Origin of the sequence: Fictibacillus sp. B-59209 (genome assembly GCF_036216745.1) — a bacterium.
Taxonomy (GTDB): Bacteria; Bacillota; Bacilli; order Bacillales; family Fictibacillaceae; genus Fictibacillus_C; species Fictibacillus_C marinisediminis.
The window spans coordinates 1-2,929 of sequence record NZ_JARMMC010000054.1 but is presented as its reverse complement, the minus strand read 5'-3'; the positions used below and the strand labels follow the sequence as shown (position 1 = coordinate 2,929).

Here is a 2,929-nt window from a genome sequence, read left to right as displayed (position 1 = left end):
AATCTTTTAGAAAAGAGCTTTATCTTTTTAAAGGTAGGCATTCACCCTTATTCATGGTGAACATATGTTAGCAGAAAAGGGAAAGGGTGATTGTATGGGTGGAAAAGTGCTTCATTATTATGCAGGTGGAAATACAGCTAAAGGATATATTAGTCTTTATGACTCCGCATTAAGGGGTTTGAATCGTGTGTTTTTGCTTCAAGGGGGATTACGATCAGATAAATCTGCATTCATAAATACAATAGGTGAAACATTAAGAGCAGAAGGACATACTATTGAATATTTGCATTGTGCATCTAATAATGAATGGACAGAAGGGTTAATTGTTCCTGATGCCGGTGTTGGAATTATTGACGATGCAGTGCCTGAGATTCTCAAACAGGCAGCAAGCGAAAATTTGCAAATAACCATTCTTGAAAGTGAAAGGACCACTAAATATCTTTCTGAACATAATGATGAAATCCATCAGCTTAATATGGATATTTCCGCAAAATTTCAAAAAGCATATACAACATTTGCAGAATCACTTAAAGCACATGATGACATTGAAGATATCTATATCGCTAACATGAGTTTTGCTAAAGCCAATCAATTGACGAATGAGCTTATTGACCTTTTCTATGGAGAGGAGACTGCTGAAAAAACTTCAAATGTAAAACATCGTTTCCTAGGTGCTGCAACTCCAAATGGCGCAGTTGACTATATTCAAAGTCTAACAGAAGATATTTGTAAACGTTATTTTATTAAAGGCAGAGCGGGATCAGGGAAATCAACAATGCTGAAGAAGATTGCAGCTGCTGGTGAAGAAAAAGGATATGACGTTGAGATTTACCACTGCGGATTTGATCCAAACAGTTTAGACATGGTCATCCTTCGTGAAAAAGGCATTGCAATATTTGATAGTACAGCACCTCATGAATATGACCCTGAACGAGAAACAGATGAAATCATTGATATGTACGAAACTTGTATTACACCTGGTACGGATGAAAAGTTCGCTGCAGAAATCGAAAGAACAACCAAACCTTATAAAGAGAAAATGAGGGAAGCAATCTCTTATTTGGCGGAAGCAAGGAACATGATGGTTCAGCTTGAAGATCTTAAATGTATAAGAAACTCTGCTATATCTGTTAGTCTTTATGACTTAGTGGAAGAGGAAATAAAACTGAGCCTGAAACAAAATAAGTAAAACAATTCAAGTAGAGCTAACGAACATTTAGCTCTATTTTTCATGCGTTACAAATAACAGCGCAGCAAAAGAAAGATCGGGAAAAGCCAGGAAGGGTATCTCCTTAACCTTGTCGAAGCAATACGCATGGAAGAAAGCATTGTTAAGAAGGGGGTAGCTATTATGGTTTCAGTTCTGCAAATGCCAAGAACTATACTCTACGGACAACATTCTTTTAAGAAAGTGGGGGAAGAAACGTCTAAACTCGGAAACAAAGCACTCATCATCAGCGACCGAATGATGGAAAAGCTGATGTATGTTGAAGAATGCCAGCATTATTTAACAGAATCAGGAATATCCTCAGTCATGTATTTAGACATCAATTCTGAGCCGACAGATACGTTTGTTTATGAAGCTCTGGAAAAGCTTAAAGCGGAATGCTGCAACGTTATTATTGGCTTAGGTGGAGGAAGTTGTATTGATACAGCAAAAGCGGTTGCCGTTCTTGGTACAAATGGAGGATCCATCAGCGATTATATGAATAGCCGAAAGATTGCACAGAAGTCAGCCGTTCCATTAATTGCTATTCCTACCACAGCTGGGACCGGATCTGAAGCAACTGATGTAACAATCATAACCGATACCGTACATGATATTAAAATGATGATTAAGCAGCCCGCATTTATGCCGGCAGCAGCGATTGTAGATCCGGTCCTAACCATTTCTTCACCTAAAAGTATAACTGCAGCAACCGGAATTGATGCCCTTACTCACGCGATTGAAGCATATCTTTCAAGACGTGCCCATCCTTTTACCGATTCATTAGCGTTATCCGCCATTGGGCACATTATGGAAAGTATACGAGATGCCTATCATGATCCTCAAAATATAGAAGCAAAGAAAAAAATGTCATTTGCTGCCCTCCAGGCAGGAATGGCATTTTCCAATGCATCGGTCTGCTTAGTTCATGGAATGTCCCGACCGATCGGTGCACTGTTCCATGTGCCACATGGCATTTCAAATGCGATGCTTCTTCCTGCTGTTTTGGAGTATAGTCTAGATGCTTGCTATGAGAGGCTCGCAGACATCGGGGATTTAATTTTTAAAGAAACGAAAGGGCTTACAAAACGGGAAACTGCGGAAAAACTGGTGGAAGAAATGAAAGCCCTTTGCCTCGAGCTTGATATTCCTAGTTTGAAAGGATGGGGAATTCAGGAGGAGCAATTTTTGAAAAGTCTAGAAAAGATGGCCAGAGACGCCTTGGCTAGCGGAAGTCCCGGCAATAATCCGAGGGTGCCGGATGAGATCGAATTAATAGAACTGTACAAATTATGTTATGATTACCAGTTTACCAATTCTCAGACGATTAAATTGTAGAAAACGGGGAAACCACATAGAGTATGATTGGACTGTTTCAGGCACTTTCTTAAATTATCTATATAAAAGAAACGTCATAAGTCCAAAACTGGACTCATGACGCTTTTCCTTAATACCAGATCGTTTTTGCCACCTTATAAGCATCACTGTTCGGTCTGAATAATATGTTAAGTGCAATTTATCCCAAAAGATTCTAATTTTTTCAAACGGAAAATCAGCAGTTAGCAGGAAATATCTTTAGAATTAATCAGGCAGAAAGTAACTGATGGAAAAGGATCAAATCATAATTTGATATTTGATTAGTGTACATTTCTAAGATAAAAAACAAACAGGAGGGACATGTTGTTAATGGGGTTGAGAACCTTTAATAAACAAAATCCCTGA

2 protein-coding genes are annotated in these 2,929 nt (G+C 38.6%); both read left to right on the top strand.

Going from position 1 to position 2,929, the window contains the following annotated elements; translation table 11 throughout:
* The first annotated feature begins 94 nt into the window (after positions 1–94).
* Positions 95–1,189 (top strand): PRK06851 family protein, encoded by a 1,095-nt coding sequence (locus P4361_RS23160; protein WP_425590308.1) that lies wholly within the window; start codon positions 95–97, stop codon positions 1,187–1,189.
* A 162-nt stretch (positions 1,190–1,351) separates the two neighbouring features.
* On the top strand, positions 1,352–2,545 hold the full coding sequence (locus P4361_RS23155; RefSeq protein ID WP_328091237.1) for an iron-containing alcohol dehydrogenase: 1,194 nt from the start codon (positions 1,352–1,354) through the stop codon (positions 2,543–2,545).
* Positions 2,546–2,929: the final 384 nt, after the last annotated feature.

What these genes read in the sequence shown, in the direction of transcription:
- P4361_RS23155 (WP_328091237.1), top strand. Translation starts at nt 1,352, where the DNA reads ATGGTTTCAGTTCTGCAAATGCCAAGAACTATACTCTACGGACAACAT.
- P4361_RS23160 (WP_425590308.1), top strand. Translation starts at nt 95, where the DNA reads ATGGGTGGAAAAGTGCTTCATTATTATGCAGGTGGAAATACAGCTAAA.